25 protein-coding genes and 4 pseudogenes are annotated in these 26,267 nt (G+C 30.0%); 24 read left to right on the top strand and 5 right to left on the bottom strand.

The window, feature by feature from the left end:
- Positions 1-4: 4 nt before the first annotated feature.
- Positions 5-700, bottom strand: coding sequence for a CDP-alcohol phosphatidyltransferase family protein (locus tag IPK18_12095; protein ID QQR97576.1), 696 nt, complete (start codon positions 698-700; stop codon positions 5-7).
- Between the two features lie 170 nt (positions 701-870).
- On the opposite strand from IPK18_12095, the gene IPK18_12090 reads away from it, so the two are divergent.
- Entirely contained in the window at positions 871-1,074 is a 204-nt protein-coding gene (locus IPK18_12090) for a hypothetical protein (protein QQR97575.1), read from the top strand.
- A gap of 39 nt (positions 1,075-1,113) precedes the next feature.
- On the opposite strand, the gene IPK18_12085 is transcribed toward IPK18_12090, so the two are convergent.
- The gene (locus IPK18_12085) at positions 1,114-1,254 is read right to left on the bottom strand and encodes a hypothetical protein (protein ID QQR97574.1); all 141 of its coding nucleotides are present in this window, start codon (positions 1,252-1,254) and stop codon (positions 1,114-1,116) included.
- Between the two features lies 1 nt (position 1,255).
- Here IPK18_12085 and IPK18_12080 point away from each other — a divergent pair, with 1 nt between their 5' ends.
- On the top strand, positions 1,256-1,627 hold the full coding sequence (locus IPK18_12080; protein QQR97573.1) for a hypothetical protein: 372 nt from the start codon (positions 1,256-1,258) through the stop codon (positions 1,625-1,627).
- Positions 1,620-3,241 (top strand): annotated as a pseudogene (locus IPK18_12075) (NAD(P)/FAD-dependent oxidoreductase). Before IPK18_12080 ends, IPK18_12075 begins: the two are co-directional and overlap by 8 nt.
- Positions 3,242-3,377: 136 nt before the next feature.
- Here the strand turns inward: IPK18_12075 and IPK18_12070 are convergent.
- A complete protein-coding gene (locus IPK18_12070) occupies positions 3,378-4,127 on the bottom strand; it encodes a response regulator transcription factor (protein ID QQR97572.1) in 750 nt (249 codons plus the stop codon).
- A gap of 121 nt (positions 4,128-4,248) precedes the next feature.
- On the opposite strand from IPK18_12070, the gene IPK18_12065 reads away from it, so the two are divergent.
- Positions 4,249-4,839, top strand: a complete 591-nt coding sequence (locus tag IPK18_12065; protein ID QQR97571.1) for a glutathione peroxidase — start codon at positions 4,249-4,251, stop codon at positions 4,837-4,839.
- A 99-nt stretch (positions 4,840-4,938) separates the two neighbouring features.
- Here IPK18_12065 and IPK18_12060 read toward each other — a convergent pair whose 3' ends face one another.
- Both IPK18_12060 and IPK18_12055 read right to left on the bottom strand, forming a co-directional pair.
- Positions 4,939-5,223: an HU family DNA-binding protein gene (locus IPK18_12060; protein QQR97570.1), complete on the bottom strand. Its 285-nt coding sequence runs from the start codon at positions 5,221-5,223 to the stop codon at positions 4,939-4,941.
- 147 nt (positions 5,224-5,370) lie between these two features.
- Complete coding sequence (locus IPK18_12055) at positions 5,371-5,721, bottom strand: iron-sulfur cluster assembly accessory protein (GenBank protein QQR97569.1); 351 nt, start codon at positions 5,719-5,721, stop codon at positions 5,371-5,373.
- 127 nt (positions 5,722-5,848) lie between these two features.
- Between IPK18_12055 and IPK18_12050 the strand changes: the two genes are divergently transcribed.
- The 20 genes and pseudogenes from IPK18_12050 to IPK18_11955 all read left to right on the top strand — a co-directional run bounded on the left by IPK18_12050 (position 5,849) and on the right by IPK18_11955 (position 26,212).
- The gene (locus IPK18_12050; GenBank protein QQR97568.1) at positions 5,849-6,391 is read left to right on the top strand and encodes a hypothetical protein; all 543 of its coding nucleotides are present in this window, start codon (positions 5,849-5,851) and stop codon (positions 6,389-6,391) included.
- Entirely contained in the window at positions 6,372-7,109 is a 738-nt protein-coding gene (locus tag IPK18_12045) for a 5'-nucleotidase C-terminal domain-containing protein (GenBank protein QQR97567.1), read from the top strand. The genes IPK18_12050 and IPK18_12045 overlap by 20 nt, the downstream gene beginning before the upstream one ends.
- Entirely contained in the window at positions 7,099-8,025 is a 927-nt protein-coding gene (locus tag IPK18_12040) for a metallophosphatase (GenBank protein ID QQR97566.1), read from the top strand. Before IPK18_12045 ends, IPK18_12040 begins: the two co-directional genes overlap by 11 nt.
- 78 nt (positions 8,026-8,103) lie before the next feature.
- Positions 8,104-9,540 (top strand): chromosomal replication initiator protein DnaA, encoded by a 1,437-nt coding sequence (gene dnaA / locus IPK18_12035; GenBank protein QQR97565.1) that lies wholly within the window; start codon positions 8,104-8,106, stop codon positions 9,538-9,540.
- Between the two features lie 44 nt (positions 9,541-9,584).
- A complete protein-coding gene (locus IPK18_12030; protein QQR97564.1) occupies positions 9,585-10,340 on the top strand; it encodes an alpha/beta hydrolase in 756 nt (251 codons plus the stop codon).
- The gene (locus IPK18_12025; GenBank protein QQR97563.1) at positions 10,337-10,516 is read left to right on the top strand and encodes a hypothetical protein; all 180 of its coding nucleotides are present in this window, start codon (positions 10,337-10,339) and stop codon (positions 10,514-10,516) included. Before IPK18_12030 ends, IPK18_12025 begins: the two co-directional genes overlap by 4 nt.
- 111 nt (positions 10,517-10,627) lie before the next feature.
- Positions 10,628-11,824, top strand: a complete 1,197-nt coding sequence (gene trpB / locus IPK18_12020) for a tryptophan synthase subunit beta (protein ID QQR97562.1) — start codon at positions 10,628-10,630, stop codon at positions 11,822-11,824.
- Positions 11,825-12,583: a hypothetical protein gene (locus IPK18_12015; protein QQR97561.1), complete on the top strand. Its 759-nt coding sequence runs from the start codon at positions 11,825-11,827 to the stop codon at positions 12,581-12,583.
- Positions 12,577-13,107 carry an alkaline phosphatase D family protein gene (locus IPK18_12010; GenBank protein QQR97560.1) on the top strand — a complete coding sequence of 177 codons (531 nt, stop codon included), beginning with the start codon at positions 12,577-12,579 and terminating at the stop codon, positions 13,105-13,107. Before IPK18_12015 ends, IPK18_12010 begins: the two co-directional genes overlap by 7 nt.
- A 103-nt stretch (positions 13,108-13,210) precedes the next feature.
- Positions 13,211-13,975: a DUF2490 domain-containing protein gene (locus tag IPK18_12005; GenBank protein ID QQR97559.1), complete on the top strand. Its 765-nt coding sequence runs from the start codon at positions 13,211-13,213 to the stop codon at positions 13,973-13,975.
- Positions 13,976-13,982: 7 nt separating this feature from the next.
- Positions 13,983-14,847: pseudogene (locus IPK18_12000) on the top strand (sulfite exporter TauE/SafE family protein).
- Positions 14,848-14,897: 50 nt separating this feature from the next.
- Entirely contained in the window at positions 14,898-15,932 is a 1,035-nt protein-coding gene (locus IPK18_11995) for a fatty acid desaturase family protein (GenBank protein QQR97558.1), read from the top strand.
- Positions 15,913-17,154 carry an MFS transporter gene (locus IPK18_11990; GenBank protein ID QQR97557.1) on the top strand — a complete coding sequence of 414 codons (1,242 nt, stop codon included), beginning with the start codon at positions 15,913-15,915 and terminating at the stop codon, positions 17,152-17,154. Before IPK18_11995 ends, IPK18_11990 begins: the two co-directional genes overlap by 20 nt.
- A 61-nt stretch (positions 17,155-17,215) precedes the next feature.
- The gene (locus IPK18_11985; protein QQR97556.1) at positions 17,216-18,823 is read left to right on the top strand and encodes an OmpA family protein; all 1,608 of its coding nucleotides are present in this window, start codon (positions 17,216-17,218) and stop codon (positions 18,821-18,823) included.
- A 101-nt stretch (positions 18,824-18,924) separates the two neighbouring features.
- Positions 18,925-20,259, top strand: a pseudogene (locus IPK18_11980) (dihydroorotase).
- 5 nt (positions 20,260-20,264) lie between these two features.
- The gene (locus tag IPK18_11975; protein ID QQR97555.1) at positions 20,265-21,290 is read left to right on the top strand and encodes an RluA family pseudouridine synthase; all 1,026 of its coding nucleotides are present in this window, start codon (positions 20,265-20,267) and stop codon (positions 21,288-21,290) included.
- Positions 21,291-21,581: 291 nt separating this feature from the next.
- Positions 21,582-21,835: pseudogene (locus tag IPK18_11970) on the top strand (hypothetical protein).
- On the top strand, positions 21,835-22,251 hold the full coding sequence (locus tag IPK18_11965) for a PIN domain-containing protein (GenBank protein ID QQR97554.1): 417 nt from the start codon (positions 21,835-21,837) through the stop codon (positions 22,249-22,251). The pseudogene IPK18_11970 and the gene IPK18_11965 overlap by 1 nt, the downstream one beginning before the upstream one ends.
- A gap of 234 nt (positions 22,252-22,485) precedes the next feature.
- Positions 22,486-24,252 carry an ATP-dependent helicase gene (locus IPK18_11960; GenBank protein ID QQR97553.1) on the top strand — a complete coding sequence of 589 codons (1,767 nt, stop codon included), beginning with the start codon at positions 22,486-22,488 and terminating at the stop codon, positions 24,250-24,252.
- 637 nt (positions 24,253-24,889) lie between these two features.
- Positions 24,890-26,212, top strand: a complete 1,323-nt coding sequence (locus IPK18_11955) for a cytochrome P450 (GenBank protein QQR97552.1) — start codon at positions 24,890-24,892, stop codon at positions 26,210-26,212.
- The last annotated feature ends 55 nt before the right edge of the window (positions 26,213-26,267 follow it).

The following is a 26,267-nucleotide window of genomic DNA, read 5'->3' as shown; positions in this document are numbered from 1 at the left end:
ATTATTACTTTTCTGTTGATTTTTGAAGTTTTTCTAACTTATCTCTTTCATCGCCAAACTGTAAAGTTTTATAGGTATCTACCAGATTAATTATTAGCATTAAAATATTTACTGCAATAGAAAAATAGATTAATACATTACCGAAAATATATTCTGATAAGATTACCAAACACAAAATCATTCTGGTTTCTGTTGGACCAAGTGGACCAGGATCTATCGAATATTTATCTGTAATTTTGTATTTTAATTGAGCTAATAAAATTGCCCAAGCATATTGGCAACAAAACAAGAATACAAATATTTTATACTCATCTTCGATGTATATAAAAAATCCTAATCCCATAAAAATTAGAGAAATTAAATCCATAACACAATCTAAAGCAAAGCCATACCATTTTCTTGGAATATTTCTATAGTATGCAATTCTACCATCTAATGAATCGCCGAACCAATTGAGTGCAAAGCCAAAGATTGCTAGTAATAAATAAATTCTATTATCCCAAATTTTTGCAAAATAAAAAGCAGCAAATATCATTAAAGTACCCAAAAACCCAATAAATGTGAGCATATCTGGCGATATTTGCTTGGGTAAAATTCTACACAAGAACAACAAAGTTGGTTGCTCTAAATTCCTTAGCAAATTCACTCTATCTCTTTGAATCTGAGATTTTTTATTATTTAATTCACTATTTGTACTCATAATGTACACAAAAATAGATATTATAAATTACTCTAATATTAATGATAAATTAATTTAAATACCTAAAGCAAAAAATCACTATTTATGGTTAATTTTTTTTAGTTACATAATTGATATTTTTCTAATAATAAATTGTATTTTGTTAGATTGCTTATATTAAAATTTCTAGGATGCATCCAACCAATAAAATTGAATATCAGAAAATAAGACAAGTACTACAATTAAATGAGCAAGATGATTTTACTTTTCTAAAACAAATTTCTGATACAGATTTAAAAAATCTTAGAATTAGGATTTCAGAAATTATAGACTTAGAACAAGTTGATATTTGGCCAAGAATTGGAAAGGTAGCTTCTTTTATGCCAAATTTTTGAATGCAAAAGTTGCAGAAACTATTCTTGGATCAATGATTGCTAAAACTTAGCCAACCATGTACCAATTAAAGATGCTGTTGCTATTCTTAAAAATCTTTCTACCACATTTCTTTCGGAAGTAGCTGGATATATGATTCCTGAAAAAAGTGTAAAACTAATAGATAATATTCCGATAGACATTTTGAAAAAAGTAACTATAAGTTTGGTAGAACAAAAAAAATATTTTGTAGCCTCTAATTTTGTAAATGCTTTACCAATACAAAGAATCATTACACTATCTGAAGTAATTTACAATGAATTAGATTTAATATTAATTGCTGAGTTTGTTGAGAACAAAGCGCACATTGCAAAAATAATAGAACAATTTAATGACAATAGAACATTAGAAATTATTAAAACTGCATATAGCAACGACAAACAAGAAGTAATTCTTGCTGTATTTGTTCATCTATCAAAATCAGAACTCAATAGAATAATAAAACTATTAGATAAGCTACCAGAATCAGTAAGACAACAAATTATAGAAGATTTTAAAAATAGAATTCATGAATAAAGAATCATCAGAACATTTATTTGAATCGTATAAACAAAGACCAAAACTTGATGAAAAATATGATGTAATTTGTATTGGTTCAGGCTTAGGTTCGCTCACAACTGCATCATTACTTGCCAGACAAGGCAAAAAAGTTTTAGTATGCGAAAAACATTATACACCAGGTGGCTATACACATGTTTTTAAAAGGAATGATTACGAATGGGATGTTGGCTTACATTATGTTGGTGATATGGACAGAAAAGGCTCAATTTTAAGAATTGTTTTTGAACATATTACTGATAAAAATTTAAAATGGCATGACATGGGCGATGTCTACGACAATGTGATTTTAAACAATAAACTATTTGAGTACAAAAAAGGATTGAGCAATTGGAAAGCACAGATGAAATTGTATTTTCCTACAGAAGCAGATGCAAAAGCAATTGATAAATATGTTGAATTATTATTTGCAGTAAATAAAACCAGCAAAGGCTATTTTATGCAAAAAGCATTGCCAAAATTTGTTCAATTTTTTGCAACACCATTTCTCAACAAACCGTATGAAAAATTCTATAAAAAAACAACCAAACAAACTTTAGATGAAATATCAGATAATGAAGAATTGAAGGCAGTATTATCAGCACAATTTGGCGATTATGGCTACCGCCATCAAAAAGTAGTTTTGTTATTCATCTTTGCTGTGGCTTTGCATTATATGAATGGTGGCTTCTACCCTATTGGTGGTTCAGAAGAAATTTTCAATACCATTGCACCAAGCATCATAAAAAGTGGTGGAAAAACAATAATTAGTGCTGCGGTAAAAGAAATTTTAATAGAAGATGGAAAAGCTATTGGCGTGTTAATGGCGGATAATAAAAAAATATTGGCAGACTGTGTTGTAAGTGGTGCTGGCGCGCATATTACATTTAGCAATCTACTAAGTGACCAAAATAAAAAATACATTTCTTATCTTAAAAAAGTACAAGAACTACCAGCATCTTATGGACATTTTAGTTTATACATTGGTTTGCAACACACAGCAGAAGAACTAAACTTACCAAAAGCCAACTATTGGATATACCCAAATGGAAATAACCATGATGCAGCAATTGAAAAGTTTTTACAAAACCCAAATGAAGAATTTCCAGTTGTGTATATATCGTTTCCATCAGCAAAAATCCAGTATTTAATGAAAAATATCCCAATAGAGCAACCATAGAAATTATTTCTGTGGCAAACTATGATTGGTTTAAAGAATGGGAAGATACAAAATGGAAAAAACGTGGTGAAGACTACGAAGCATTTAAAGAAAAAATAGCGCAAAGACTATTGGCACATTTGTACAAAGTAGAACCACAGGTACAAGGAAAAATTGACATGTACGAGTTATCTACGCCACTATCTACCAAGAAATTTTGCAACTACAACAGAGGCGAAATCTATGGTTTAGACCATCATCCTGAAAGATTTGATGCTGACTATTTGCAACCAAAAACTGATATTAAAAACTTATACCTTACTGGACAAGATATCATTACAGTAGGTATTGGTGGCGCATTGATGAGTGGTGTTGTAACAGCATCAGCCATTACTGGAAAAAATATTATAAAGCAAATTACTCAAGGAATTTAAAGCTTTTAAAAAGCAAATGCTTTTTTGCTTTTGTTAGATAACTTTTCCAATTTGTTATTTACTTTTTCGCTTTTGTTAGATAATTTTCAAACAAAAGCATTTTAACAATTAAATGCAAATCGATAAATTTTAATTCTTAGACTTGAAATTTATAGCCAATACCACGTACAGTTTGTATATGATCTTTGCCTATTTTCTTTCTTAATTTTTTGATATGTGTATCAATATTTCTATCTCCAACAATAATATCTTCGCCCCAAACTTTTGTAAGTATAAATGTTCTTCTAAATACTTTTCCTGGTTTTGATGTCAATAATAAAATAAGCTGGAATTCTTTTTTTGATAATTTTAGTGGAACACCTTTTTTGTATACCATTACTTGGTCTTCATCTATTTCAAGATTTCCATATTTTTTTATTGATATTTGTTTATCATCACGATACTCATAAATTCTATTCAATATTACTTTTACTTTTGCTACCAACAATCTAGACTTTGAAGATTTTGCAATAAAATCATCGCAACCTGCATCGTATGCTGCAATTTGTGTATAGTCATCGTGGCGTTCTGCTAAAAAAACAATTGGTATTTTTTTGTACAATACATCATTTTTAAGTTCGTAGCATAATTCAACACCATCTAAATCTGGCAAATCAACTTCTAACAATACCAAATCAAATTGTTCTTTTTTCAAGGCATTGTATATATCTTTTGATTTATAACACTCAATAAATTTGTATTCAGAATTTTTAAATCTTGCAATATTGTGCGCTACACTTTCTTTATCTTTATCAATGACAAGTATCTTAAACTTCTTTACATCTAAATAATTTTGCTCCATAAGCTCCAAGTTATCGTCAAAGTTATTCCGTTTTCTCTTTGTCATGGCACAAAGTTATAATATTCATACTATATTCACAAATTATACACTATTTGTGCACCTAAACAACACAAATAATAGAAAATTTGTTTTTTTATTAAATTCAAATAATTTATTAACTTTAAGTATGAAAAAATTATATCTAATAAGCATTATAGTAATAACATTTGCTATTGCTCCATTTTGCCAACAAAGCAATGCAAAAAACTATCAACTAAATTCAGAAAATGCAAAATCTATTTATAGCTATGCTGCAAAAGATATTGATGGCAATGTAGTTAATTTCTCTACATTTAAAGGAAAAGTTTTGATAATTGTAAATACTGCAAGCAAGTGTGGATTAGTTGAACAACTTGGAGAGTTGGAACAACTGCATCAAAAATACAAAGACAAAGGTGTTGTTGTACTTGGTTTTCCATCCAATGATTTTCTATCGCAAGAGCCATTAGCAAATGATGAAATAAAGGCATTTTGTTCTAAAAATTATGGTGTTACATTTTTGATGTTTGAAAAAATTGCTGTAAAAGGTGATAACATTGCACCTATCTATAGTTTTTTAACAGATAAAAGTAAAAATGGCGTTGTAGATGCTCCAATTAAATGGAATTATCAAAAATTTATTATCGATAAAAATGGTTTTGTAAATTGTGTTATCAGTCCAAGAACTTCTGTTAATGATGAAGAATTTATACAAGCATTGGGTGATGTTTTAAAATAAAATAATAATACAAAAAACAGAAAATAATATGCGATATGCATTATATAAAAAATGGCTACTCAATTGAGTAGCCATTTCTAGTTTTCTGATAATTGTAAATTATTTTTTTACTTTATTTACAGAATCAGATAATTCTTTACCAGCTTTAAATTTTACTAAAGTTTTAGCAGGAATAGTGATTTTTTCACCAGTAGCTGGGTTTCTACCTGCTCTCTTAGCTCTTTTGCTTGTAGAGAAAGTACCAAAGCCAACTAAAGTAACTTTATCACCTTTCTTTAATGTTTTTCCTACGCTGTCTAAAATTGCATTTAAAGCATCTGTTGCTTTTGCATTTGTTACGCCTGCAGCTTCAGCGATAACTTTTACTAAATCTCCTTTGTTCATTTCAATTTTTATTTAATTGTTTGACTAATTTTATTCGTGACAAATATAAATGTATATGCATATTCTACAATGCTAATTTACCAAAATGTTAATAAATAATAGTATTTGTGAATAATTTTTGGCAAAAACACCAGTAAACATTGATTATTACGCAGAAAAAGACGTTCCACAACCACATGTACTCTTTGCGTTTGGATTCTCATATACAAATCCTCTGTTTTCTAAACCAGTTTTAAAGTCTATTGTAGTACCAAATAGATATATTTGCTCTGTTTTGTTAATGAATATTTCTATATCATCTAGAAAATAAACTTGGTCATGTTCTGTCTTTGTATCAAACTTTAATACATAAGAAAAACCAGCACAGCCACCACCTTCTACACCAATTCTCAATCCTATATTCTCTTTATTATTTTCTTTTAAATATAATTGATGTATTTCTTGCATTGCTGCTGCTGTAATATTTACAGGAATTTGTGTTTCTGTTATTGTTTGCATTGTAGTAAAAACAAAAAATTAACGATATTGTTTAAATCAATGCAAATATACGTTAAATGAATTAAAGAGAAAGAACATAGTATTCTTTATCATGATTATAAATGTTATTTTTGTAAAAATATATTACATGGCATTCACAACATTTTTAGAAATCTTAAAATATACATTACCATCAACTATTATGTTGTTTGGTGTGTACTTTATCATTCAGTCATTCTTTGATAAAGACAATGAACAGAAAAACTTTGAATTAAAAAAACTTACAATACTAGAAAATAGAAAAATTACACTTCCATTAAGATTACAAGCATACGAACGTGCTATTCTATTTCTAGAAAGAATACAACCATTTCATTTAGTACAAAGATTAAGAGATGGCAATATGAGTGTAATAGAATTTAATTTATTAATTAATCAAACCATTCGTACTGAATTTGAATATAACTTATCACAACAAATGTATCTTAGCAACGAAGCTTGGACTTTGCTAAACACAGCCAAAGAAGAAACAATAAAGCAATTTAATTCTATTGCATTGCAACTACCAAGCGACGAAAGAAGTTCATTATTAGTAAAAGCAATTTTTGATTATTTTTCAGAAACAAACAAAGCAAATCCAGCACAAATTGCAATTAACTTTCTTAAAGAAGATGTCAAAAAATTATTTTAAATATTTTAGCATATTTATTTTATTAGTTGTTTCAATTTCATGCAAACAATTACAAATTGCGCAAAGTACAAATTCAAAAATAAATATTAAAAATATTGATGTCGATAGCAATATTTACAACATATACAAACAATATAAAGACACACTTGACAAAATAATGTTTAAAAACATTGCTGTATTAGACGATGATTTTCTTAAACAACAACCAAACTCTACCTTAGGAAATTTTATGGCTGATATTTTGCAAGAATCAACTATAAAAAACAGTAATCAATTAATCGATTTTTCTATACTAAACTATGGTGGAATTAGAGTACCATCATTATCAAAAGGTAATATTACAATTTCAGACATTTACAATGTAATGCCTTTTGACAACTACATTGGCTATATGAAATTAGATGCATATCAAATTCAATCTATGTTAGATTCTGTTTGTTACAAAGGTGGATGGCCAGTAAGTCACATTACATTTACATGCAAAGAAAACAAAGCACAAGATATTATAATCAACAACAAAAATTTAGATGCAAACAAAATATATAATGTTGCAATCATTGATTATATAGCAAATGGTGGCGATGGCATGAGCATGCTAAAAACTATACCATACAACAATGCAGGAATATTATTTAGAGATGCCATTATTGAGCACTTGAAGAATCTAAATAAAAATATAAAAGCAAATAACGAAAACAGAATTTTGTATGCAAAATAGAAGACAATTTTTAAAACATTCTTTGGCTACAATTGCTTGGTTACAACTTAGTAATTCATCATTGATGGCAAAAGAAAATTTTAAAGAAGAAATATCTATTCTACATACCAATGATGTACACAGCAGAATAGAGCCATTTCCAGAAACAGATAAAAAATATCCAGGAATGGGTGGTGCTGCAATGCGCTCAACATATATAAATCAAATAAGAACAACAGCAAAAAACACATTATTATTAGATGCTGGTGATATATTTCAAGGTACACCATATTTTAATTTCTTCAATGGAAGTGTTGAAATAGAATTAATGAATGCTATGGGCTACGATTGTGCAACTATAGGCAATCATGATTTTGATGGTGGAATAGAAAATCTAAAACAACAAATAAAAAAAGCAAACTTTCCGTTTGTAAATTGCAATTATGATTTCTCAAAATCTATTTTAAATAATGTAGTACACAAACACATTATCATACATAAAGGAAAATTAAAAATTGGCATCACTGGTTGTGGTGTAGAACTCAATGGCTTAGTACCAGAAAAACTATGTGAAGGTGTTGTATATAACGATCCTGTTCTGGCAGTACAACATGAAGTAGACATATTAAAAAACAATAAAAAATGTGACTTAATCATTGTATTATCTCACTTAGGTTATGAATATAAGAACGAAAAAATTTCTGATATAAAATTAGCGCAACAAACTGAAAACATTGACATCATCATTGGTGGACACTCACACACTTTTTTGGATGAAGCAAAAACAATAAAAAACAAAACGCAAAAAGATGTTTTAATCAATCAAGTTGGTTGGGCTGGACTATACTTAGGAAAAATTGATATTAAATTTGAGAAAAAAACAAAAAAAATAAGTTCTAAAAGTCATATTGTAATTATTGGCAGAAATGCAAGCTAGAAATAATTTTTTTTTTACAAAAAAGTTTTCCATATTAGCAAAATAATTATCAACAAATCTTAAAAACTTTTGCAAAATATGAATAGCAAGCATGAACTTGTGTGGGAGAATTGCCTCAAGATTATTAAAGACAACATAAATCAACAAAGTTTTAAAACTTGGTTTGAGCCTATTAAACCAATTAAGATTGAAAATGATGTTTTAACAATTCAAGTACCAAGTCAATTTTTTTATGAATGGATTGAAGAGCATTATGTATCATTACTCAGAAAAACAATAAAAAGAGAATTAGGTGAAAACGCACAGTTAGAGTATAGAGTTTTAATGGAATCTAAAAATGCTAACAACGACAATCCTAAAACAATAGACTTACCAAATAACAGAGAAGGAATCTATGGTGTAAATGAAGTTTCATTACCAACTATGCTTTCTACTCCAATGGTAAAAAATCCATTTGTAATTCCAGGTCTTAAAAAAATACACGTAGACTCACAATTAAATACAAACTATTCTTTTGAAACTTATATTGAAGGTGACTGTAATAAATTTGCAAGAAACGCAGGAAAAGCAGTTGCAAAATCTCCAGGTGGCACAGCATTTAATCCATTAGTAATTCATGGTGGAGTTGGTCTTGGAAAAACTCACTTAGCTCAAGCAATAGGAAATTATATAAAAACACATACACCAGGCAAAACCGTATTGTATGTAGGTTCAGAAAAATTTACTAGCCAATTTTTAAGTGCTTTAAAAGACAACAGCACAAATGATTTTATACATTTCTATCAACAAATAGATGTATTAATTATTGATGACATTCAATTCTTTGGAAATAAGGCAAAAACTCAAGATATCTTTTTCCATATTTTCAATCACTTACACCAAAGTGGCAAACAACTTATACTTACATCAGACAAAGCTCCAAAAGATTTAGAAGGCATGGAAGAAAGGTTGCTTTCAAGATTCAAATGGGGTTTAACAACAGACTTACAAACACCAGATTTTGAAACAAGAATTTCAATCTTAAAGAAAAAAATCCATGCAGATGGTATTGAAATGAATGATGATGTAATTAGATTTATTGCAACAAATATCAAATCAAATATCAGAGAACTGGAAGGTGCATTAACTACCATACTAGCACAAGCAACATTAAACAAACAAGAAATAAATATAGACTTAGCTAAACGCACAGTAATGAATTTTGTAAAACATGCAACTAAAGAAATTTCATTAGACATGATACAAAAAACTGTTTGCGATTATTTTGAAGTACCAGTAGAAAAACTTAAAGAACCTACTAGAAAACGTCAATATGTACAAGCAAGACAATTATCTATGTTTTTTGCTAAAGAATTTACAAAAGCATCATTAAAAAGTATAGGACAACAATTTGGTGGTAGAGACCATAGCACTGTTATTCACTCTTGCCAAGCAGTAAGAAACCAAATCGATACTGATGAGGAATTTAAAGAAGCAGTTGAAGAACTAAAGAAAAGAATAGAAATAAGTTTATAATAAACTTATAATTATCAATTTAATGTTAATCAATTTATCTACTGATGCAAAGTCTGCAAAGTTTAACAGTACAATCTATCGTAAATATAGCTAGGAATGGTTTGTTTATTCAAAAAACAGAAACAACAACACATAGAAAAAACTTCGAAAGATTAGCAAACATCATCAAATTTCCGAGATTTGTAAAAATTGAGCACACCGAATATGCAAATCTACCAGCTGCGTGGTTCACACCCAATGGTTACGGAAAATCAAGAGTATTATTATACATACATGGTGGTGGCTATTGTGCAGGTTCATACAATACACACAAAGCATTAATTGGAAGAATTGCAAGAGCAACTGGCTATAAAGTTTTAGCACCAAATTATAGAAAAGCACCAGAACATCCTTACCCAGCTGCACTTAATGATGTGCTAGATGTGTACCAACAAATGCTAAAAGATGGATATGAAAATATTATTCTAAGTGGCGATTCTGCTGGTGGTGGACTAGCATTAGCATTAACACAAAAAATAAAAATGCTTAATCTACCAATGCCTGCTGCATTAGTTCTACTTTCTCCATGGACAGACTTAACAATGAGTGGTGATAGTATTCAAAAAAAAGCAGACAAAGACCCATTGATTGCTCCACACCTATTAAATTTCTTTGCTAAAAAATATGTACAAGATTCAAATCCATCAGATCCATTAATTTCTCCACTGCTTTGCGATTTCCAAAATTTCCCAACAACACTCATACATGTTGGTGGAAACGAAGTACTATTAGATGATTCTACTCGATTAGCAAAAAAATGAATAATGCAGGTGTAAAAGTTGAGTTCGAAATCTTTAAAAATCAAATGCATGTTTTTCAATATTTAGGTGGATTAATGCCTGAAGCAAATGAATCAATACATAAAATTGGAGACTTTGTAAAAGCTTTTTACTTATATACATCACAAGACCACAAAGATTCTCTAGAAATCTATTAATTTTATTTAATCATTATTTGATGAATATGATAATGCTTTTTTTCAAAAAAGTAATTAATTTGTTACGTAGACAAAACAATATACAAAAAATTTATCAAATATATAATAAATATGAATACAATAACAACAGTATACCAACCAGATAAATTTGGATACTACGGAAAATTTGGTGGTGCGTATATACCAGAAATGTTACACAAAAACATTGAAGAATTGCAAAACAATTATTTGAAAATTATTTATGCTGATGAATTTCAGAAAGAATTCAAATCATTACTCAAAGATTATGTTGGAAGACCTACACCACTTTATTTTGCAAAAAGACTAAGTGAAAAATTCAATACTAATATATATTTAAAAAGAGAAGATTTATGTCACACAGGTGCACATAAAATAAATAATACCATAGGTCAGATTCTATTAGCTAAAAAATTGGGCAAAAAGAGAATTATTGCAGAAACTGGTGCAGGACAACATGGCGTTGCAACAGCAACAGTATGTGCGTTAATGAATTTACCTTGCGTAGTATACATGGGCGAAGTAGATATTGCAAGACAAGCGCCAAATGTAAAACGTATGCAAATGCTTGGTGCAGAGGTAAGACCAGCAACTAGTGGAAGTAAAACATTGAAAGATGCTACAAACGAAGCTATGCGCGATTGGATTGCAAATCCAACAGATACGCATTATATCATTGGTAGTGTTGTTGGTCCACATCCATTTCCTGATATGGTAGCAAGATTTCAAAGTGTTATTTCTGAAGAAATGAAAGCACAACTAATAGAAAAAACAGGAAAAGAAAATCCAGATTTTGTGGTTGCTTGTGTTGGTGGTGGTAGCAATGCAGCTGGTGCTTTCTATCATTTTTTAGATCATAAAGAGGTACAACTTATTGCTGTTGAAGCAGCTGGCGAAGGAATAAATTCTGGAAAAAGCGCAGCAACTACAGTGCTTGGGAAACCTGGTGTTTTACACAGTAGCAAAACATTATTTATGCAAACAGAAGATGGACAAGTTGTAGAACCACATTCAATTTCTGCTGGCTTAGACTATCCAGGAATTGGACCAATACATGCACATTTATTTGATATTGGTAGAGCAAAATTTCTATCAGCTACAGACCAAGAAGCATTAGATGCAGTTTTATTATTAACAAGATTAGAAGGCATTATTCCAGCTTTAGAAAGTGCACATGCCATTGCCGTTTTAGATAGAATTGGTGCAACACAAAACGATACTGTTGTATTAAATCTTTCTGGAAGAGGCGACAAAGACCTTGATACATACATCAGAGAAATAAAAATATAGATGCATTGTAGATTAATTTTTCTGTTGCTTTTATTGGCATCAAATTATGTTGAAGCACAAAAATTAATTTCTAATGGATTTATTGCACATACAGATACAAACACAATACATATGTGGTGTATGTTTAAAAACATAGACAGTGTATCTATAAAAATAACTGATAGCAACAACCAATTCATTCAATCAAAAACTATGTACTTTGATAAGAGTACTAGCTACAAAAATTTCTTTCCTGTCAATATAATTTTTGAGAACTTATCCAAAAATACAAATTACAACTTTTATTATTCATTAGATAAAATAAATTACACATATTTACTTCAAGGTAAGACAGATGACAATACACTTGAAGATATTTCATTTCTAGCTGGCTCATGTGCATTTATTGGAACAGGAATAAATAAATTAGTAAAACCATTCAATAATCTAAAGATTTTTGATGCCATGGCGAAAGACACAGCAAATCTGATGCTTTGGTTAGGTGATAATGTATATTATATCTTTGAATATAAATCATACAAAAAGCAATTAAAAAGAAATATAAATGTAAGACATAACGAACAGCTAAATCATTTCATAAGTTCCAAACAACAATATTCTATTTGGGACGATCATGATTATGGTTCAAACAACAGTGGATCAGATTTTAAAAACAAAAATTCATCATTAAATGTGTTTAAACAATTTTGGTGCAATCCTGAAAATGATTCTTTTAACTATTACACATTTAAAAAAAGTGATGTGCAATTTTTATGTTAGATAATAGATTTTACAAAACAGAAGATAACTCTAGCATCTTAGGCAAACAACAACTCCAATGGTTAAAAACAATGCTTCAACAATCAGATGCAACATTCAAAATTATTGGGCTTGGCATGCAAGCTATCAATCCATACCAAGAAAAGGAAAGTTTTTATCAAGCTAAAAAAGAATACGAAGAACTATTGCAATTTATTAAAGACAATAAAATTGAAGGCATTTTATTTCTAAGTGGCGATAGACATTTTTCAGAATTAAATAAAAAATCATATGCTGATTTGTATCCATTATATGATTTTACAATATCACCATTAAGTATGTATCCAGTCAAGAAAAGCAAAGCAGAAGAAGCAATAAATCCAAACTATGCAAACTCATATTATTCAGATTATAATTATGCTAAAATATCAATTGCTGGCATACACAACTATAGAACGTGTACATTAGAAATTAAAGATAATAATGGCAATACAATTTGGAACTACCAAATAAAAGAAGACATTCTAAAATTCAAAAAAGAATAAACAAATACTATTTTATTTAATAATAAATAATTTCAATTTTAAATTAATATTAATAATATTACTACATAGTCTATATACACAATAGATTATGTAGTTTTGTAACATGGCAAAGAGCAAAATAATTTTAGTTACAATCATATTCTTACAATTAAATACGAATATGTTTGCAAAAAATAAAACCAACCAGAGTTTGGTCTGGCTTAGATACAATGCACAAATACAACTACCAAAAAAGTTCTTATTGAAAGCAGAAACAGAAGAAAGGTTTTTTATGACTAAAAACATCAAGCAACATCAATTTATTTATAGAATTTCTGTAGACAAACAATTTCCGAAAAATTGGAACATTGGACTTGGGTTCGTAAATTTCTGGGCAAGCAGTAATAATGAATTATCAAACACAAATTTAGTAGCTCCAGAATGGCGAACACAATTAGAAATATCAAATCAACAAAAAATAAGTGATAAATTTTCAATACAACATAGATACAGAGCAGAAAGTAGATTTATTCATAACACAAACAAAGAATATACAGCATTAGAATCCGGTTACAAGCACACATTTAGATTTAGATATCAAATTGCATTAACCTATATTCCATTCAAAAAAGAAGAAAAAGAATTACGACTAAGTGTGTTTGATGAAATTCTTATCAATGCAGGAAAAAATATACAAAACAATATTTTCGATCAAAATAGAGTTGGAGTTGCAGTACGTTACAATTTCAATAAAATGTTTGGATTAGAAATGAGTTATTTCAATTGGTTACAACAAAGAGCAAACGGTACAGATTTTTATAACAGACAAATTCTAAGGTGTACATTCTATAATAATTTTACTATTAATAAAAAAGATAAATCTAAATAATAACAACATGGAAAAAACAAATTTTAAATACGTAGCAGGCATTATACTTCTACTAAAATTCAGCTTAATTGGATATTTGTTGTATAAAATATTTCATACATCACCAAATCCATTACTCACATTTTCTATAGATAGAGAATTTGTATTATTAGTTTTAGCAGGATTTACAGCACAAATAATAGATGGTGCATTAGGTATGGCATATGGTGTAAGTTGTTCTACGCTATTACTTACAATAGGTGTCGCCAGCAATTGTCTCAGCAAGTGTACATACAGCAGAAGTATTTACAACAGGTGTTTCTGGCTTATCACATATATTTATGAAAAACATAGATAAAAAATTATTTTTTAAATTAGTATTCACAGGCGTTTTAGGTGCAATTATTGGAACCTATCTTATTTCAAAAGTATTTGATGGTAAAACTGTAAAACCATATGTTGCAGCATATTTACTTATACTTGGAATATTTATCCTAATCAAAAGTTTTAGAAACTTTACAGCAAAACAGAGCAATTGGCGATTTGCACCTATCTTAGGTTTTATTGGTGCTTTCTTCGATACCATTGGTGGTGGTGGTTGGGGACCAATTGTATCTTCAAATTTAATAGACAAAGGAAACTCACCACGTGAAGTAATAGGTACAGTAAATACAGCAGAATTTTTTGTAACATTTACAAGCACAGGAATATTTATTTATTTCTTAGGCATTGATTCTTGGAAACCAGTTTTAGCATTAATTTTAGGTGGCGTAATTGCTGCACCAATTGGAGCATTTATCTTAAAATTCTTACAACCAAAAACAATTCTAAGATCAGTAGGTATATTAATAATAATCACAAGTGCTTATACCATTTATAAATCTTTGAATTAATACTTAAGATACTTTTGTCAATCACATAGATTTCTTATATTTGGTAACAAATGGAAAGAAACTATTGGAATATAAGTGTGTTACCAGAAAACAATCAGGCACTTAAATACAAACAGATTATAAATGAATATCTATCCAAAGAAGAAATAAAAAAACTTCATGCAAAATCAAATTTCAGAGCCACACTATCAATACTCTCTGTTTGGCTTTGGATAATTTTCGCTTTTGCTTTAGTGGCAATATTTCCAAATATATTCACTATTATAATTGCATTATTCATACTTGGTGGCAAACAGTTAGGTTGCGCCATCATCATGCACGATGCATCACATTATTCATTATTCACAACAAAAAAACTAAACAATTGGATTGGAAACATATTTGGTGCCTATCCAATCTTTCATAATGTAGAACAATACAGACCATACCATTTCCAACATCATTTAGCAACTGGCACCTACGAAGATCCAGACTTAAACTTAGTAAAAGCCTACCCTACCAAAATGTTAAGCCTACTTAGAAAATTTGTAAGAGATTTAATCGGACTAACTGGTATTAAAACTGAGTTTGGATTAATGGCAATGCATTTAGGATTTCTAAAATACAACCTTGGAAACTTAATTGAAAAAATACCTAAAGAAGAAAGAACATGGAAGCAAATATTTAGCAATGCCTATTATAATTTAAGAGGACCAATCATTGTAAATCTTACAATGTTTTTAATTCTATTTTTTATTGGAAAACCATATTTATATTTACTATGGATTGCAGCCATGCTTACAACATACAATTTTTGTTTAAGAGTACGTTCTATTGCTGAGCATAGTGTAGTCGAAGACACCAGCGACCCATACAAAAACACCAGAACCACTTATGCAAACTTTATCGAAAAAATATTATTCGCACCACTAAATGTAAATTACCATTTAGAACATCATTTTTTGCAAAACATACCAAGCTACAATACACCAACAATGCATAAAATGATTAAAGAAAGAGGATTCTACAAACATGCATTACTAAAACCAAACTATATAGAAATCATTAAAATGGCAATTAAGAAAGATGGAAGACCAACAGAATAAACAAAAAAATGTAACGCTATTAATTATTGTTGCTGCACTTGGATACTTCGTAGATGTATTTGATTTACTACTATTTGGTATGGTTAGAATTTCTAGCTTACAAGATTTAGGCATTACAGATACCAACCTAGAAAGTGTAGGAATAAGATTAGACAATTTACAGATGATTGGCATGCTACTTGGTGGACTAACTTGGGGCATTATTGGAGATAAAAAAGGTAGGCTTTCTGTATTGTTTGGTTCTATATTAGTATATTCTATTGCAAATATTCTTAATGCATACATCGAAAACACTACGCAATATGCAATTCTAAGATTAATAGCAGGCTTTGGGTTAGCTGGTGAATTAGGTGCAGGTATTACCTTAGTCAACGAATCTTTGAATAAAGAAAAAAGAGGTATTGCCACTGCATTTGTAGCAGGTTTTGGTGTTTTAGGCGCAGTATTAGGCTGTTTATTAGTGCTATGGATAAAAGATTGGAGAATGTGTTACCTAATTGGAGGCATTATGGGTGTAGCACTATTATTATTAAGAGTTTCTGTCTACGAATCAGGCATGTACCAAGCAGCAAAAGAAAAATCAAACCAACTAGGCGATTTAAAGATTTTAGTAAAAGACAGAGAAACATTTATAAAATACATTTCAATCATACTAATTGCAGTTCCAATTTGGTATATCGTGCAATTATATTCAAAATATGCACCAGAATTAGCAGAAGCAATTGGGTTAGTAGTTACCAACAAGAAAGACGTCGCTGTCTACGCAATCATGGCAGTATATTCAGGACTAACCTTAGGTGATGTAAGTTGTGGCATATTTTCAAATATTGTAAAAAGTAGAAAAAAAGCCATAATTACATATTTATGTATGCTAATAATATTTATCATCATATTTTGGCAAATTGCACATCTGAGTTTTACTATTTTTTATAGTATGATTTTCCTTTTAGGATTTGGAATTGGCTATTGGGCAGTATTTATGAGTACAGCATCAGAATCATTTGGTATCAATATACGTTCTACAGTAACCAATACAGCACCAAACTTCGTACGCGGATTTGTAATTATTATCAACTTCCTGTACGTAACTTTCAAAAGTTCTACAGGCTCAACAATGTACGCAAATATACTTGTTGGAATCATATGTATTGGATTGGCATTATTAGCATGGACAAGAATTGACGAAACATTCGGGAAAAATTTAGACTATATAGAAAAATAATAATCAGAACATTAGTTAATTAATACTAATTTTTTAATATCTTCGTATAAAATTATTCCTTATGAAACAAATAATTTATTTAATGCTAATTCTTTTTTCAGGTTTTACTTTTGCAAATGAGAACGTGCAAGTAGCCTTAAAAGATAAAAACGATGTAAAAAAGACAAAGTCATTATACAAACTAGAAACAAAAAAATATCTAAAAGATTGGGCATTAATCATACATGGTGGTGCCACTTCGCCATTCACAGACATTAGAAGTTATGACTGGGTAAGACAAACAAAAAAACCAAGTGAACTGCAATGGGGCGCAGGAATAGGAATTACCAAAATGTTTGGTTCAGCCTTTGGTATCAACTTAGATTATACCTTAGGTAGAGTTTCAGGAAGAACAATTGAAGAAGGAGGATTTGCTGAGGACAGACAATATTGGAAACAATTAGGCTTCAATGAACCAGTATATTTTAGAACAAATGTTTTTCATCAAGGAACAATAAACTTTTACATAGATTGGTTAGGACTTTCATTTGGATATAATAAATTCATCAAGTCTCAAATAAAAAATAAACCAGTAAAACCAAGAATCTTTGCACTGTACAATAAAATAGGTGTAGGATTTTGGAGAGGCGAATCAAACATATACAATGCCAGCGACGACAAAACGATTGATGGTAGTGCATATACAAGAGGTTATACCAACAAATTTACTGAAGTAGTATTTCCAATTACAACAGGAATGAAGTTCAAAGTTTCTAAAGCATTTGATTTAGGCTTAGAAGGAACATTTGTATTTATGAATTCAGACAAATTAGATGCCTTTAATTTCCAATCTACACACAATTCATTTACAGGTCAAACAGTAAACTCATTATCGAAAATAAACAGAGATGCTTACTTATACATGAATGTAAATCTAACCTACAAATTTGGTAGAATTGGTTCTCAAAAAGAACACGTAGAATGGGTAAATCCTATGGAAATGATAATGGTATACCAAGAAGCAAACAAACCAGCACCACCACCACCATTGTTAGATACAGACCAAGATGGAGTATTGGATATTGTTGATGAAGAGCCAAACACAGAACTTGGTGCAAAAGTAGATACAAAAGGTAGAACTTTAGATAGCGATGGCGATGGCTGTCCAGACCACAAAGATCCAGAACCTTATTCTAATCCTAGAATTAAAATAGAGAATTGTGTAAACATCATAGACACAACACCAAGAATTGTAGAAAAAATAGAAAAAGTAATTGAAACTAATACAATAGAAACAATTAAAGAAACTGTAAAAGAAACAGTAACTGATGATACATGGAAATTAACTTCTATTTACTTCGACTTAAATAAATACGCCATTACACCTGCTGGTGCAACTGAGTTGAAAAAAGTTGCTTTAGTAATGAAGAAAAAACCAGACTTAATTGTAGAAGTTCAAGGACATACTGACACAAGAGGTTCATTAGAATACAACAAAAAACTATCGGAAAACAGAGTAAATTCTGCAATCAATTACTTAGTTAAAAACTTTGGTATCTCTGCAAGTAGATTCAAAAAACTACCATTAGGTATGATAGACCCAACTGTAAAAAATGCTGAGAACGAAAGTGAGCACCAAGTAAACAGAAGAGTTGATTTTAAACCAGTAAATATGAAAGAAGGAGAATAATTTCTTTCAATCAATTGAATATTTCTAAAAGTTAGTGCATATGCACTAACTTTTTTTTTACAACAAATACATTTACTTTTGCAATCAATCATCTATAACAAATGAAGTATATTATTAAAAACGGATTTATTGTCAATGAAGGAAAAATAGAAGCAAAAGAAATCCTTATTAATAATCAAATCATACAAAAAATTGATACCACCATCAATGAACCTAATGCAACAATAATTGATGCACAACAGAACTACATCATTCCTGGAATTATCGATGACCAAGTACATTTTAGAGAACCAGGCTTAACACACAAAGCTAATATATATACAGAAAGTAAAGCAGCAATTGCTGGTGGTGTTACATCATTTATGGAACAGCCAAATACTGTACCTAATGCTGTAACTCAAGAATTATTAGAAAACAAATATCAAATTGCAGCCAACACATCATTGGCAAACTATACTTTTTTATGGGTGGCACTAATGATAACTACGATGAACTCATGAAGACTGATGCTACAAAAATTGGTGCTATAAAACTTTTATGGGTTCATCAACAGGAAATATGTTGGTAGACAACGAAGCAACATTATCTAAAATATTTGCCAATGCACCAACTGTTGTTGTAACACATTGCGAAGACGAACAAACAATAAAACAAAACACACAAAACTACCATAGTATATTTGGCGATAATATTCCAATGAATTATCATCCAATAATCAGGAATGATGAGGCGTGCTACATATCATCAAAACTAGCAACAGACTTAGCAAAAAAACACAATACACGTTTGCACGTTTTTCATATTTCCACTGCAAAAGAATTATCCTTATTTCAAAACAACATTCCATTAAAAGACAAAAAATCACAGCAGAAGTTTGTGTACATCATTTATACTTTGACGAGACTGACTATGCAACATTAGGCAGTAAAATTAAATGCAATCCAGCAATAAAATACAAATCAGATAAAGATGCGCTATTTAATGCATTATTAGATGACAAATTAGATGTAGTTGCAACAGACCATGCACCACATATCTTAGAAGAAAAAAACAACACATACTTAAAAGCACCATCTGGGTTACCATTAGTACAACATAGCTTAAGTTTATTACTAGATTTCTATCATCAACAAAAAATAACATTAGAAAAAATAATAGAAAAAATGTGCCACGCTCCTGCTATTTGTTTTAGAATACAAAACCGAGGTTTTATTAGAGAAGGTTATTTTGCAGACATTGCAATTGTAGACATACATCAAGAACAAACAATCACAAAAAACAATATACTATATAAATGCAATTGGAGTCCATTAGAAAATAAAACATTTAAAGGAAAAGTGACACATACTTTTGTCAATGGAAATTTGATATTCCACAACGATGTATTTAATGAAACACATAAAGGTACTCGCCTATTATTCCATCCATTATATTAAAAAATATGCATACCACAGACGAAGAAGAAGACGAACTATATAAGAACTTTATATTTGACATAGACAAAGGTCAAGAGCCAATACGCATAGATAAATTCATTACTGAAAAGCTAAGTTTTGCATCAAGAAACAAAGTACAACAAGCTATAGAAGCTGGAAATATTTCTGTAGATAATAAAATTATAAAAGCAAATTACAAGATAAAAGGTGGCGAAAGAATAGAAATTGTATTGCCAAATCCAAGTTATGAATATACAGTACAAGCAGAAGAAATTCCATTATACATTATTTATGAGGATGACGATGTCATGATTATCAACAAGCCAGTAGGTATGGTAGTGCATCCAGGACATGGAAACTTCTCTGGTACATTAGCACATGCATTATTGTGGCATTGCAAAGATTTACCACAAACAACTGGCGATACAAGACCTGGATTAGTACATCGTATTGATAAAAATACAACAGGATTGATGGTTATTGGAAAAACTGAATATGCTATCAATCATCTTTCTAAACAATTTTACGACAGAACCATCAATAGACATTATATAGCATTAGTTTGGGGTGATGTTGAGCAAGACAAAGGCAGGATAGAATGCAATATATCAAGAAATCCATATCATAGAAAACTATTTATAACAGTACCTGATGGAAGAACAGGAAAATATGCAGCTACCAACTATGAAGTAATAAAAAGATATGGCTATGTAAGCTTAATAAAATGCAAATTAGAAACAGGTAGAACACACCAAATAAGAGTACACTTAAAATATATTGGGCATACACTCTTTGGCGATAAAGACTATGGTGGACACGAAATACTAGCAGGCACTGTCTATACCAAATACAAACAATTTATTCAAAATTGCCTTGAATTAATGCCATTTCAGGCATTACATGCACAGAGCATAGGCTTTATACATCCAGTTACAAAAGAATACATGTATTTTGAACAAAAGCTGCCAGACAACTTTGAGCAATTGCTCCAAAAATGGGAAACCTATACAAAGAGTTTTAATATAGAATAATTAGAATTACACTTTTAGATAGCAACTCTCACATTCTAATAAGAAATAAAAACTGCATTTGAAAAATAACATAAAGAAAATAACGTGTAAGTCTCCCTATAGTTTGTACACAAATATAACCGACTTTTTTGTATTTGAATGATTCGGCAAATACAAGGAATGGGCAAAATTTAGTCCCAAACCAGCTGTAGTAGTGAATCGTTTACGGTAATCGTGAAAAAATACGTATAAAAAAATCACAATTTACACGTGTAATTTAAAATTTTGTATCTTTGTTTTAAATATGAAATTATGAATACAAAATTGACTTTGACAATTGAACAATCAGTTATTGAAAAGGCAAAAAAATATGCAAGAAATAAAGAAAGAAGTCTTTCTGATTTAATTGAAAATTATCTTAAAGCCTTGACAAACAACGAAATTATTGAAAAAGAAGAAACTGAATTAACATCGACAATTAAATCATTAAGAGGCTCTTTCAAAATGCCAAAAATTTTGATTATAAAAAAGAATTAACAAATCGTTTGACAGAAAAATACTTGTAATGGATAAAGTTCTTATCGATACAGACGTAATTCTTGATTTCTTTTTTGATAGAAAACCATTTTCTGAAGAAGCTTCTCTAATTTTAAATCTCTGTGAAAAAGACAAAATAAAAGGATTTATCACTTCTATTATGCTGAGTAATATTTATTATTTACTACGAAAGACTGCAAAACACGAAAAAGTAATTGAAAATTTAAAAATATTAATGCGTTTTATTGATGTCATAATTACTGATAAAAAAGCAATAATTGATGCACTAAATTCTGATTTCAAGGATTTTGAAGATGCATTGCAGAATTTTTCAGTACAAAATCAAAATAAAATTAAAGTCATTATTACGAGAAATATCAAAGACTATAAAACAAGTAAATTGTCTATTATGACACCTGAAACTTACTTAAAAACAATCAAATAACGACTACTGCTAACAGCCGTGTCAGTTGCACAACTTGGTATTTAGGATGGTCGTTGTATAATATATAATAAATTACTTCACTTGCAAACTTGGTTTAAGATTCGTAACTTCGCAAAGTCGCCGCATGTTATAGGTAATGCTTTGACGACAGTGCTAACTTGAAACTTTTGTGCAATTAACGAACAGACAAAAACAAAAAAACATAACTTTCTGACGAAATCTTTATAGAGTTAAATGGAATTGACACCCGAACAACATGACATAATCAATTCATCTGGAAACATCAAAATAAATGCTGTTGCTGGTTCGGGTAAAACCACAACCGTTATAGAATACGCTAAGACACGAACAGCGACAAGTAAAATTTTATATTTAGCTTTCAACAAATCAGTAAAACTTGAAGCCGCTAAAAAATTTGCCAACAAAGGACTGAACAACGTGAAAGTTGAAACAGCCCATTCACTTGCATACAGACATATAGTATTTCAAAACAACTACATAGTAAGAGGACAAGGTTACAAGACAAATGAAATTGCAGAACTTTTAAACTTGCAAGGCAATGAAGAAAAACACACAGAATATGTAATTGCAAACCACATCAATAAATTCATTGCTTATTTCTGCAACAGCGACAAACAAAAGGTTCAGGACTTAAACTATCTTGACACAGTTACTGACCCGAAAGCCAAAATTTTCGTATCATCATTTTACGACTACATAGTTTCTCAATCCCGACTTTTATTGAGTAAAATGGACAAAGGAGAAATTGAAGTAACCCATGAATTTTATCTTAAAAAGTTTCAGCTTTCAAATCCAAAACTTCCATACGACTACATACTTTTTGACGAAGGACAAGACGCTTCACCAGCTATGCTTGACGTTTTCTTCAAACAACCAGCGATAAAAGTAATCGTTGGCGACACTCATCAACAAATTTATGGTTGGCGTTTTGCCGTAAACTCTCTTGAAAAAGCGGACTTCAGAACATATAATCTTTCGACAAGTTTTCGGTTTAGTCAAGACATTGCAAATCTTGCAATGGAAGTTTTGAAATTTAAAAAACATATTAACGAACACCAAGCAATTCCAATTATAGGGAAAGGAAACAATAAAGAAATAAAGACCAAAGCAGTGCTTGCAAGAACAAATCTTGGACTTTTGCTAAAAGCAATTGAATATATAACCGAAAAGAAAAAGGTAAAACACATTTACTTTGAAGGTAACATCAACTCATATACATACGCAGACGAAGGAGCATCGCTTTATGACGTTCTCAATCTTTACAACAACAAGACACATTTGATAAAAGACAAACTTATTAAGGCAATGAAGAACCTTGACGAGTTAGAAGATTACATTGAAAAGACAGAAGATGTTCAACTTGCAATTATGGTTGAAATCGTTAGAGAATATGGGAACAAAATTCCTAACATTATCAAAGCCATTAAAGAAAAACACGTTGACAATGACGATAAAGAAAAAGCTGAAATGATTTTCTCGACAGTTCATCGTTGTAAAGGAATGGAATACGATGCTATTCAACTTGTGAACGACTTTATTTCAGAAGAAAAATTAGAGAAATTAAAGGAAGACAAGAAAGCGGAAGAAATAAACGCAACCAAGCTGAATGAAGAAATTAATCTGCTTTATGTCGCAGTAACTCGGGCTAGAAACAGCATTCATATCCCCGAAAGTTTAATGCCAATTGACTTTCCAAAATCGACACAAATTCACATTATGAAAGTTGTGAGCAAAGAAGAAAAACAACAAATAAAAATAGACAAAAAAGAAAACAAAACTGAAAAGATTTATTCCGTTGACGAAATAAGAACAAAGCATAAAGATGCTTATAAACCTTGGACACCAGAACTTGACAATGAACTTACAACAATGTATTGCGAAGGAGTAAATCCAAAAGATATAGCAAAACATTTCGGACGTACAAAAGGAGCAATTACATCAAGAATTAAAAAATTAGAACTTGAAGAACTGTATGGATAAAATTAGCACTACCGATAACATCTGTGGCAGTTGAACAAAGTGGTATTTTTGTTGGTGTTTTATATAACTTACATATTAAATGGTTGATAATTCAATTGTTTGGTGTAAAATTATCTAAGCAGCACGCCAAAATCTCGCCTTTGATGGTATAGGCAAAGACAAGAAGCATGAGTTACCAAGAATAAAAAACAATTTAAAAACTCAATCTAATAGATCTTCTTGTCCAACAACTACATACATCTACTAAGACAGATATTATTACTTGTTTGAAAAACAAAACAATTAGCACTACAAGCACAAAAACTTAGACATAAGTATGTGCAACATCTTAGATTTCTTATTAAAAAAACGACATTAAAAAAATAGTGTTAAGAAAATAAGCGTCGAGCGTAAAAGAAATTTTTCTATTTGAATTTCTCCTTAGAAGAAGCAGAACAAGTTTAAAAACTATTAGCGAAGACGAATATTTTTAGCGTTATTTTTCGTAAGCCTTGATTTTTTGTTACTTTTTTATCAAGAAAAAAGTAATATTACACTCTTCCATCAAGGGAAAGAAAGTAAATAAAAACACTAATCATTAAAAAATGAAAACAAACACGAATATATCATTATTCATATTTCGTATATTTATATAATTATGAGTACACCTACCATAAAATCTTTACCCATTTTAGGCAATGCACTAGACATCTCTAAAGGAATTATTCCATTTTTTAGCGAACACTTTAAATCGAGTAATTCTTTTATTTTTAAATTGCCTATGCGAAAGATTTTCACTACTTGCGATGCAGAAGTCATTCAGCATATTTTAATTTCGAATCACAAAAACTATAGAAAAGATTATGATTCCAATAAATTAAAAATGACTTTAGGCAATGGTTTGCTTACAAATGATGGTGAATCTTGGTTTAAACAAAGACGTTTAGCGCAACCAGCATTTTATAAAAATAGATTAGAAGGTTTTTTTGATGTGATGAATAGCATGACAAAAAATGAACTACAAGAATGGAAAACAAACAATAAACAAAATGTTTTTATTGATGTAGAAATGATGCAACTCACTTCTAAAATTGTAGTAGAAACACTATTAGGTGCTGATGTTGCAGGTCAATTAAATCCAATTCAAAAACATATTTATGACTTGCAATTGTACATGATGAATTGTATGCGCAATCCTATGTATAAAACTTGGTCTAAGTTGAATGGCAAACGCAATCAGTTTGAGAACGCAGTAGCAAGCTTAGATAAAATTCTATACCATGTTATTAACGAAAGAAAAAAACAAGCTGCTAAAAATGATTTATTAAGTATGTTGATGGATGCTCGTGATATAGACACCAACGAAGGCATGAGCGATACACAACTACGTGATGAGCTATTAACGATATATGTTGCTGGACATGAAACTTCTGGTTATGCAATATCTTGGGCAATGTATAATTTGTGCAAACATCCTGAAAAATATAAGAAAGCAAAAGAAGAAGTACAAAGCATAATGAAAGATGGCGAACTTTCTATTGAAAACTACAAGCAACTAACCTATATAAAAGCAGTGATTGATGAAACATTAAGATTGTATCCAACAGCATATGTTTTAAGTAGAGAAAGTAAAGAAGCTGCAATAGTAAATGATACAACAATACCAAAAGAAACAGTGCTATTTTTAAGTCTTTATCATTTACATAGACACAAAGCGTATTGGCAACAAGCAGATGATTTTATTCCAGAAAGATTTATAGGAAAGCAAAACCCATTATTAAATACGAATGCCTATTATCCATTTGGAGCAGGACCAAGAATGTGCATAGGATTTAATTTTGCAACCATGGAAATAACGATAGTCTTAGCACAACTACTCTATCATTTCGATTTTGAAATAGACACCAACCACGAAGTAATACTCGAACCATTAGTTACCCTAAAACCAAAAAATGGAATAAAACTAAATATAAAACAATAGCTTAGTTTGTGATTTTTTTTAATAGTAAGTTTGATGTTTTATAAAATAAAATTAT

The sequence above is a fragment of the Sphingobacteriales bacterium genome, assembly GCA_016699615.1.
GTDB lineage: Bacteria > Bacteroidota > Bacteroidia > Chitinophagales > JADIYW01 > JADJSS01.
The sequence above is the reverse complement of the archived record's forward strand: the minus strand, read 5'-3'. Positions and strand labels throughout refer to the sequence as shown.

Bases quoted from the DNA above. Each gene is read 5' to 3' on its own strand.
- IPK18_12095 (QQR97576.1), bottom strand. From the start codon at position 700: ATGAGTACAAATAGTGAATTAAATAATAAAAAATCTCAGATTCAAAGA.
- IPK18_12090 (QQR97575.1), top strand. From the start codon at position 871: ATGCATCCAACCAATAAAATTGAATATCAGAAAATAAGACAAGTACTA.
- IPK18_12085 (QQR97574.1), bottom strand. From the start codon at position 1,254: ATGTCTATCGGAATATTATCTATTAGTTTTACACTTTTTTCAGGAATC.
- IPK18_12070 (QQR97572.1), bottom strand. From the start codon at position 4,127: ATGACAAAGAGAAAACGGAATAACTTTGACGATAACTTGGAGCTTATG.
- IPK18_12065 (QQR97571.1), top strand. From the start codon at position 4,249: ATGAAAAAATTATATCTAATAAGCATTATAGTAATAACATTTGCTATT.
- IPK18_12060 (QQR97570.1), bottom strand. From the start codon at position 5,223: ATGAACAAAGGAGATTTAGTAAAAGTTATCGCTGAAGCTGCAGGCGTA.
- IPK18_12055 (QQR97569.1), bottom strand. From the start codon at position 5,721: ATGCAAACAATAACAGAAACACAAATTCCTGTAAATATTACAGCAGCA.
- IPK18_12050 (QQR97568.1), top strand. From the start codon at position 5,849: ATGGCATTCACAACATTTTTAGAAATCTTAAAATATACATTACCATCA.
- IPK18_12045 (QQR97567.1), top strand. From the start codon at position 6,372: ATGTCAAAAAATTATTTTAAATATTTTAGCATATTTATTTTATTAGTT.
- IPK18_12040 (QQR97566.1), top strand. From the start codon at position 7,099: ATGCAAAATAGAAGACAATTTTTAAAACATTCTTTGGCTACAATTGCT.
- dnaA (QQR97565.1), top strand. From the start codon at position 8,104: ATGAATAGCAAGCATGAACTTGTGTGGGAGAATTGCCTCAAGATTATT.
- IPK18_12030 (QQR97564.1), top strand. From the start codon at position 9,585: ATGCAAAGTCTGCAAAGTTTAACAGTACAATCTATCGTAAATATAGCT.
- IPK18_12025 (QQR97563.1), top strand. From the start codon at position 10,337: ATGAATAATGCAGGTGTAAAAGTTGAGTTCGAAATCTTTAAAAATCAA.
- trpB (QQR97562.1), top strand. From the start codon at position 10,628: ATGAATACAATAACAACAGTATACCAACCAGATAAATTTGGATACTAC.
- IPK18_12015 (QQR97561.1), top strand. From the start codon at position 11,825: ATGCATTGTAGATTAATTTTTCTGTTGCTTTTATTGGCATCAAATTAT.
- IPK18_12010 (QQR97560.1), top strand. From the start codon at position 12,577: ATGTTAGATAATAGATTTTACAAAACAGAAGATAACTCTAGCATCTTA.
- IPK18_12005 (QQR97559.1), top strand. From the start codon at position 13,211: ATGGCAAAGAGCAAAATAATTTTAGTTACAATCATATTCTTACAATTA.
- IPK18_11995 (QQR97558.1), top strand. From the start codon at position 14,898: ATGGAAAGAAACTATTGGAATATAAGTGTGTTACCAGAAAACAATCAG.
- IPK18_11990 (QQR97557.1), top strand. From the start codon at position 15,913: ATGGAAGACCAACAGAATAAACAAAAAAATGTAACGCTATTAATTATT.
- IPK18_11985 (QQR97556.1), top strand. From the start codon at position 17,216: ATGAAACAAATAATTTATTTAATGCTAATTCTTTTTTCAGGTTTTACT.
- IPK18_11975 (QQR97555.1), top strand. From the start codon at position 20,265: ATGCATACCACAGACGAAGAAGAAGACGAACTATATAAGAACTTTATA.
- IPK18_11965 (QQR97554.1), top strand. From the start codon at position 21,835: ATGGATAAAGTTCTTATCGATACAGACGTAATTCTTGATTTCTTTTTT.
- IPK18_11960 (QQR97553.1), top strand. From the start codon at position 22,486: ATGGAATTGACACCCGAACAACATGACATAATCAATTCATCTGGAAAC.
- IPK18_11955 (QQR97552.1), top strand. From the start codon at position 24,890: ATGAGTACACCTACCATAAAATCTTTACCCATTTTAGGCAATGCACTA.